Raw genomic sequence first — 7,973 nt, forward strand, 5'->3', positions numbered from 1 at the left:
GGCAGCCAATACGCTGGGAATTCCGGTGGATATTCCGACCGCCATCATTTTAAGCGTCCTGTCGGCACTTTCCGCCTGCGGCGCATCCGGTGTTGCCGGTGGTTCCCTGCTCTTAATTCCGCTTGCCTGCTCCTTGTTTGGCATCTCCAGCGATGTTGCCATGCAGGTCATCGGTGTCGGATTTATCATCGGCGTGGTGCAGGATTCCGTCGAGACCGCCCTCAACTCCTCCTGCGACCTGCTGCTCTCAGCGGCAGCCCAGTTCCGGGAGTGGAGAAAAGAAGGCCGGGAGATTACCTATTAATTTAAATACTTAAACGCAAAAATCCCTGGTGCTGTATACACCGGGGATTTTCTTTTGCGATTCGATTATCCTATACAGTAAAAAGCGGTTAGACTCTCTCCAACCGCTTTTTTCATATCAGAATCACAGACCTTATTTATTCTTCTCGTAAATAATCCAAAGCCCCCGCAGCAGCAGCTCATCATCCAGCTCGATGCGGTGACGGCACAGCGGAATGATCCGCTTCGCCAGTCCGCCCGTCGCTACGATAGTTGCCTCCTGTCCAAGCTCTTCCTGGATCCGGTCTACCATACCGTCGATGCAGGACGCATTGCCATAGAGCGCGCCGCTCTGCATACATTCAACCGTATTCTTGCCGATCAGGCGCTTGGGCGGATCAAGGCTGATGCGCGGAAGCTGGGCGGTCCGGCTGGTCAGGGAATTCATCGATACACCTATTCCCGGCAGAATCATGCCGCCGATGTACTGCTTATTCTCATTCACCACACAGATGGTGGTTGCCGTTCCCATATCGATCAGAATGAGCGGCACCGGATACCGGTTGATTCCCGCGACGGCACCGACGATCAGATCGGTACCGACGGAGGACGGATTGTCCATCAGCACTTCCAGACCGATATTCATATCCACATTGACGACCAGCGCTTCCTGCCCCGTCACCTTGCGGATCGCCTCCCGCATCAGGGATGTAACCGGCGGTACTACCGAACCGATGATCGCGCCGGTGATCTCACTTACCTTGATTTCCCGCAGCTCCAGCACCATTTTCAGGGAAATCGCATAGTCAAGCTCTGTTTTCCCACTGTCTGTCGCCATCCGCTCGGTAAAGAGGATTTCCCCATCCGCAATACAACCGAGAACCACATTCGTATTTCCGATATCCAATGCCAAAATCATACTGTCTTACCCCCTGCTTTTTTCCAGAGCCGGTACAAATTTTGCCCGGTAAAGTGCTGCGCCGACTGCACCGGTGAGGATTGTGGACGATACCATCTCGCATACTGCATTGATTCCTACGAAACCACATACGAACAGGATGATATTTTTTCCGCCGATCAGCCCCTGCATATATTCGGTATTGCCAAACAGAACGACTAAAGCCGTCATAAAGAAAACTGTATTTAAAAACGCGGAACAGAATCCGGTTACCAGACTCGCCATGTACGCATCGGTTCTGCGGCGTACAAACTGGAAAATGTAGCCTAACAGAAGACCATCCAGCATACGCGGAACGAATCTCTGTACAAATGCCAGAAACGGGTTAATGCTGAAAAGCATTGCGCCCATCGCACTGCTGCCGCCGATGCCGATGCACTGTAAAAAGCTGGTCATGCCGAAGACTGCACCGATCGCTGCGCCGCCTGCCGGTCCCAGCGTGATCGCCGCGATCGCAACCGGGATCACATTAAATGTAATCGCCAGCGGTCCAATATTCAGATATCCGAGGGGGGTGTACGCCATCAGCAGAAGAATGCCGGTCATAAGACCTAAGATGACAAGTTTAGATGTGTTGTTTGTTGTGTTCATGAAATTTTCCTCCTTGTTATTATTCCCGTTCGAAAAACCTGCTGCACCTTCTGTTCACCAGACTGCCGCTTACCTGCGCCAATATCATGTGCATAAAATCCTTACAAATTCCGTTCTTTCCGGCGATACCATCCAGAAAAGCCGCGAGCCAGGGCATTTTAATTCCCCGTCTCTTCCGGTATGATTCTCCATCTCAGATACAGATCCGTATGCAGATACGCACATTCCGGCAGAAGTTTCTTTCTTCTGCCGCTTTCCGCAGATTTGCTGCCAGCACGTTCGGTGCCTGTTTTCTATGGGATACAATACAACTGCTGCCGCCTGTCCCTGTTCACATCCAGTGAAAACCAGGTCAGCCAGCAGACACCTCCACACTATATCACATCACTTTTCAACATACAACCAACAATTCTACCAGAATATGTGCTGTTTTTTATTGTCTTTTCACAAAATACATGTTTCTTTCCTCTCCTGTTATGTGCGCTTACCAAAGCCCCAACAGAGAACGGAAGTCAAAAAAGGTTTACAATTTTTCCTCCAGATGCTATGCTGTTCGAAAATGACCCAGAAAACCAGAGTGCAAACCGAAAGGATATGTATTATGTTAACCGGAAAAACAATTATTTTGGGAGTAACCGGCGGAATCGCCGCATACAAGGCGGCGAACCTTGCCAGCCTTTTAAAGAAACAGCACGCGGATGTGCATGTCATCATGACAAAAAATGCGATGGAGTTTATCACACCGCTGACGTTTGAAACCCTGACGGTCAATAAGTGCCTGACGGACACCTTTGACCGGAATTTTAAATTTGAAGTAGAGCATGTGGAACTGGCAAAGAAAGCCGACCTCGCGATCATCGCCCCGGCGACCGCCAATGTCTGCGCCAAACTGGCACACGGACTTGCCGATGATATGCTGACGACCACGCTCGTAGCCTGCCAGTGCCCGCGCATCATTGCTCCGGCGATGAACACACGGATGTATGAGAATCCTATTACCCAAGATAATCTCCGCCTGTTAGAACATTACGGCTTTACCATCATCGAACCAGCAAGCGGTCTGCTCGCCTGCGGCGATTCCGGAAAGGGCAAATTCCCGGATGAGGGGCTGATTATGGAGTATATTCTCCGCGCGATCGCCTACCCGAAGGATCTCACCGGAAAGAAGATCCTTGTGACCGCCGGTCCGACCCAGGAAGCGGTCGATCCGGTGCGCTACCTCACGAACCATTCGACCGGAAAAATGGGATACGCCCTGGCACGGATGGCGATGCTGCGTGGCGCCGATGTGACACTCGTCACCGGCGAAACCTCGCTGACTCCACCTCCGTTTATCAATACTGTCCACATTAAGAGCGCGCACGACCTCTTCGAGGCAGTTATCTCCCGGAGCGAAGAACAGGACATTATCATCAAGGCGGCAGCCGTCGCTGACTACCGTCCGGCAGTCGTTTCTGATGAAAAGGTCAAGAAATCCGACGGCGATCTGAGCCTGGCGCTGGAGCGTACTGAGGACACTTTAAGCTACCTCGGCGCACACAAACGTCCGGGACAGCTGCTCTGCGGCTTCGCGATGGAGACCTCCCAGCTGGAGGAACGCGCCCGCGGCAAGCTGGAACGCAAAAATCTGGATCTGATCGCTGCCAACAACTTAAAGGTAGCCGGCGCCGGATTCGGCACCGATACGAACGTCATCACGCTGATCGATAAGCAGCAGACCCGCCATCTGGAGCAGATGAGCAAGGAAGCGGCGGCGATGGAGATATTGACGGTTTTACGCGATATGATGAAATAGATTTTGATTGAAATAGATAGAGAAAGAGGAAGCAACCGAGGTTGATGGACGGATGCCTCCTCTTTCATTGAATATGGAATATATCATAAGTGTTATTTTTAGAATGTGGCTATTTAAAACGAATCCGCCATACTCCTATGATCAAGATAATTTCACAAAGCAATCGCAATACTTTCGTGATTCGATAAGCTGTATCCTCTTTTATCTCTGGACTCTCCTGCAAGTATTTGCATTCAATAAAAGCCCTTGCCGCAATTTCTCCAAAAACTGCCAGCGCTAAAAATAAAGAAAAGCCTGCCATGCCTTTTGCATAACTGTACAATGACAGTAAGAATAAAATAGAGACGCCTATATTGTATAATGTCAGCCAGAATTTTTTCTTCATAATTGATCACCTCTCGATTCAATCCAAGTGTAACAGAGTCTTTTATTAAGCAAAAATGTTCTAATGACGAGGCCATACTCCTACCACCAAAATAAGACCACAAAGATATCCGAGTGTTTTTGCGATCCGATAGGTTGTATCCTTTTTGATTTCCGGATTCTCTCGTAAAAATTTCCATTCAAATTTTGCCTCTATAATACTTGCTGCCAATACCGGTATCGCTAAACATAAGGTCACCGTTGTCAAGCCTTGAAGAGACGTGTACAGTAACAATAAAAGTACCACCGAACCGCCTAAATGGTATAATATCAGCCAGAATTTTTTCTTCATATCGATCACCTCTCGATTCACTATCCTGACAGGGCTGAAATCTCACAAAACAGCAACCTCTCTTTATTTTTGCAAAACCAGACATGTCTCTTATTTATTCTAATAATATCAGATTTATGTTCCAAAATATATAGACATTTTCTTACTTTTCTTACAAAATAGTTGCAAAAATAACTCTACCAAAATGGAAAGGTACTTTTATAAATGAGAATATCCGCCCTCTTTTAATATCTGCTCTCGAATATCCCTTGCCTTTGGATATCCTTCTTCCATAAGCTGGATGGACATTTCATTCAGCGCTTGTCGATGTTATTTTCATTCCAAATCACCCTATTTTTTGTTCGAACGGCTATATAATTGTTTTGGTGAAATAATAAAGCCGTTCGGCTATGTCAACATTTTTCAGTTTTACTCTATACTCGCTTCTTGCCCCTGCGTAATCAGTTCCGCGATCAATCTCGCCCCATTCACAATATCCCCCACCTTCGCATACTCCCGCACGGAATGAACCTCGTACATACCGCAGGAAAGCACCGCGCATGGGATTCCGTGCTGCATCATCGTGTTTCCGTCGCTGCCGCCGAAGGTGCTGCCGAATTTCGGCTCGATTCCCAGGGTGCGGCAGGCCTCGGCAAAATGAACTGCCACCGGCGAGTCCGGTTCCAGATGGAAGGCTTTGACATGGAGGCGGTGTGTGAAAGAAAGCTCTGCCCCCGCCTCTTTGACGGCGGTTTCAAAGACATGGCGGACATCTTCCAGGGTCTCCATTGCCTTTTCATGGCTGTAGCTGCGGATCTCGCCCCGGCAGGTGCAGAGTTCCGGCACGGCATTCACAACCGAACCGCCCGAAATCAAGCCCACATTCAGGGTTGTTTCCTCATCCACATGCCCCAGCTTTAATGCGGCAATCGCGCGGGCCGCCGTCTGAATCGCGTGGATGCCTTTCTCCGGCTCGAATCCGGCGTGTGCTGCACGCCCCTTGACTGCCGCCTCAAAGGAAAGGATCGTCGGTGCCTGCAGGATCGCTGTCCCGACTGGTCCAGTTACATCCAAAACGTAAGATTCCTTCGCTTTCATCTGGCTGAAATCGAACTCCGAGCTTCCTCTTGTAAACGGCTCTTCCGCCGCCGCAAAGAGGATCTCGATATCCCGGTGCGGGATTCCTGCCTCCTGCACGGCACGGATGCCTTCTAAGATGGCGATTACCCCAGTCAGATCGTCCGCGCCAAGCACGGTGGTTCCATCCGAAGTGATGGTTCCGTCCTCATGAAAAACCGGCTTCTTTCCGATTCCCGGCGCGACCGTGTCCATATGCTCGGACAGCAGGATCGGCGTGCCAGACAGTCCGCCCTTTAACGTTCCAAACAGATTTCCCGCATTGCCTCCTATTTTCTCGGCTGTGTCATCTTCCTTTGCCTGGATTCCCAGCTCTGCGAGCTTTTCCTTCAAGCGATCCGCCATCTCGCGTTCCCCGAAACTTTCCGAGTCGATCCGCGCCAGCTCGTCAAATTTAGCGCGGATGCGGGCTTCGTTTATCTGGATTCTATCTGGATCAGCCATGGGTGAGTCCTCCTGTAAAAAAAATTATTTGCCTATCATTTCTATTTGTTTATGCCCCTTATTATATACCCAGACAATACATTTGTGAAGCAGATTGATTTTACCTTTCGCTTTAAGTCCTAAAATGATCTGACCAATCTCTTTCTATTTCCATATCCGCTTTTCCTCTATATTTTTCTCAAAAATTTGATATACTAAATATACTAAAAACAGCAAGATTCATTTCCACTTTTACAATGATGCAGTTGAGTATAAAGCATACAACAAATAAATAGAACATTGATAAACACCATCTGACCCACACACTTTGAAACAGAAAAAGGAGAAATGACCATGTGTACAGCCGCAACCTACAAAACCGCCGATTTCTACTTCGGCAGAACCTTAGATTATGAATTTTCTTACGGGGACGAAGTAACCGTCACACCTCGCAACTATCCACTTACTTTCCGCCACGCAAGCGCGGTTTCGACCCACTATGCCATCATCGGCATGGCACATGTGGCGGGGGATTATCCGCTTTATTATGATGCTTTTAATGAGAAGGGGCTTTGCATGGCGGGGCTTAATTTCGTCGGCAATGCCTCCTACCAGAAGCCGCAGGAGGATCATGACAACATCGCACAGTTTGAGTTCATCCCCTGGATTCTCAGCCAGTGCGCGTCCGTGAAAGAGGCTCGCGTCCACCTCGCCCAGATGGTACTGACCGACACCCCATTCAACGAGCAGTTTGCCCCGGCGCAGCTTCACTGGATTCTTGCCGATAAAAATGAATGCATCGTCATCGAGCCGATGGCGGACGGACTGCATATCTACGACAATCCGGTGGGTGTCCTGACAAACAATCCGCCGTTCCCGCAGCAGCTGTTCTCCCTCAACAATTACATGAACCTGTCCCCGAAGCAGCCGCAGAATACATTTTCTGCCGATCTGCCGCTTACAACCTACAGCCGCGGCATGGGCGCTCTCGGACTTCCGGGAGACCTCTCCTCCGCTTCCCGGTTTGCACGGGTCGCTTTTACAAAATCAAATGCCCGCTCCGGCGCATCCGAACTAGAAAGTGTCAGCCAGTTTTTCCATATCCTAGGTTCGGTTGACCAGCAGCGCGGATGCTGCGAGGTCTCCGATGGAAAATATGAAATCACACTCTACACCTCCTGCTGCAATGCGGATAAGGGGATTTACTACTACACGACATATGAAAACCATCAGATCACGGCAGTGGATATGAACCGGGAGAACCTGGACGGGGAGACGCTTTCGCGGTTTCCGCTGGTGCAGGGGGAGCAGATTCGATGGGAGAACTGATCTTCTCTGCTTCCAGCTTGCCCCATCCTCGTTGCAAAAACTGACAATATCGGTACCGGAGAGATAACATTTCTCTTCCCATTCGCCTTGTTTTCTAGTATACTGATAAATATGCATCTGAAATCACTGGAAATTGTCCGTTTGAGGAAGATTGTCCATTACCGCATATCAATATCATTTGGAGGATTTTAAAATGTCTGAAATCACAGGACGCAACGTCGGCAAAACCTGCCGCACACATTACAGAGGTACTTTTAACGATGGCACACAGTTCGATTCTTCCTACGATCGCGGCGAACCGCTGGAGTTTGTCTGCGGCGCCGGTCAGATGATCAAGGGCTTCGATGCCGCTGTCGCTGATATGGAAGTCGGCGAGGTAAAGGAGATCCACCTGATGCCGGAGGAAGCTTACGGCATGCCGGATCCGAACGCAATTCTGGAGCTTGAGATTGCCAAACTGCCGGGTTCCGAGGAACTGCAGGTAGGTCAGCAGGTTTACTTAACCAACCAGATGGGACAGCCGTTCCCGGTAAAGGTTATCGCAAAGGATGAGGTAAATATCACGTTTGACGCCAATCATGAGATGGCTGGTAAGGAGCTGAACTTCAAGATCGAATTAGTTGAAGTAAAATAAAATAAGAATTACAACGCAAGACGCAGGTCATAGAAATGTGGCCTGTGTCTTTTTTTATACGCCATGCACAGCTCATTGTGTTCACAAAATCTTCACAAAAAATTAGCACTCATCTCTTGATAATGGAAGT

9 protein-coding genes are annotated in these 7,973 nt (G+C 49.2%); 4 read left to right on the forward strand and 5 right to left on the reverse strand.

Features of this window, described 5'->3' with window-relative positions:
• Positions 1-304, forward strand: a 304-nt coding sequence (locus QVO97_RS06625) for a cation:dicarboxylate symporter family transporter (RefSeq protein ID WP_288189201.1), incomplete at its 5' end; no start/stop codon positions are given.
• Between the two features lie 132 nt (positions 305-436).
• On the opposite strand, the gene QVO97_RS06630 is transcribed toward QVO97_RS06625, so the two are convergent.
• Both QVO97_RS06630 and QVO97_RS06635 read right to left on the reverse strand, forming a co-directional pair.
• Positions 437-1,201, reverse strand: coding sequence for a type III pantothenate kinase (locus QVO97_RS06630; protein ID WP_022359586.1), 765 nt, complete (start codon positions 1,199-1,201; stop codon positions 437-439).
• Between the two features lie 6 nt (positions 1,202-1,207).
• The gene (locus QVO97_RS06635) at positions 1,208-1,831 is read right to left on the reverse strand and encodes an ECF transporter S component (RefSeq protein WP_022359587.1); all 624 of its coding nucleotides are present in this window, start codon (positions 1,829-1,831) and stop codon (positions 1,208-1,210) included.
• Between the two features lie 601 nt (positions 1,832-2,432).
• Here QVO97_RS06635 and coaBC point away from each other — a divergent pair.
• Positions 2,433-3,626 (forward strand): bifunctional phosphopantothenoylcysteine decarboxylase/phosphopantothenate--cysteine ligase CoaBC, encoded by a 1,194-nt coding sequence (gene coaBC / locus QVO97_RS06640; RefSeq protein WP_022359588.1) that lies wholly within the window; start codon positions 2,433-2,435, stop codon positions 3,624-3,626.
• A 109-nt stretch (positions 3,627-3,735) separates the two neighbouring features.
• Here the strand turns inward: coaBC and QVO97_RS06645 are convergent, their stop codons facing one another.
• The 3 genes from QVO97_RS06645 to QVO97_RS06655 all read right to left on the reverse strand — a co-directional run bounded on the left by QVO97_RS06645 (position 3,736) and on the right by QVO97_RS06655 (position 5,901).
• Positions 3,736-4,011 carry a hypothetical protein gene (locus QVO97_RS06645; RefSeq protein WP_022359589.1) on the reverse strand — a complete coding sequence of 92 codons (276 nt, stop codon included), beginning with the start codon at positions 4,009-4,011 and terminating at the stop codon, positions 3,736-3,738.
• A gap of 60 nt (positions 4,012-4,071) precedes the next feature.
• Positions 4,072-4,341, reverse strand: coding sequence for a hypothetical protein (locus tag QVO97_RS06650; RefSeq protein WP_022359590.1), 270 nt, complete (start codon positions 4,339-4,341; stop codon positions 4,072-4,074).
• A gap of 408 nt (positions 4,342-4,749) precedes the next feature.
• The gene (locus tag QVO97_RS06655) at positions 4,750-5,901 is read right to left on the reverse strand and encodes a M20/M25/M40 family metallo-hydrolase (protein ID WP_022359591.1); all 1,152 of its coding nucleotides are present in this window, start codon (positions 5,899-5,901) and stop codon (positions 4,750-4,752) included.
• Between the two features lie 333 nt (positions 5,902-6,234).
• Here QVO97_RS06655 and bsh point away from each other — a divergent pair, with 333 nt between their 5' ends.
• On the forward strand, positions 6,235-7,209 hold the full coding sequence (gene bsh, locus QVO97_RS06660) for a choloylglycine hydrolase (RefSeq protein ID WP_022359592.1): 975 nt from the start codon (positions 6,235-6,237) through the stop codon (positions 7,207-7,209).
• Between the two features lie 193 nt (positions 7,210-7,402).
• Positions 7,403-7,843: an FKBP-type peptidyl-prolyl cis-trans isomerase gene (locus tag QVO97_RS06665; RefSeq protein WP_022359593.1), complete on the forward strand. Its 441-nt coding sequence runs from the start codon at positions 7,403-7,405 to the stop codon at positions 7,841-7,843.
• Positions 7,844-7,973 lie beyond the last annotated feature (130 nt).

This window comes from Clostridium sp. CAG:43 (assembly GCF_000434655.1).
Taxonomy (GTDB): Bacteria; Bacillota; Clostridia; order Lachnospirales; family Lachnospiraceae; genus Otoolea; species Otoolea fessa.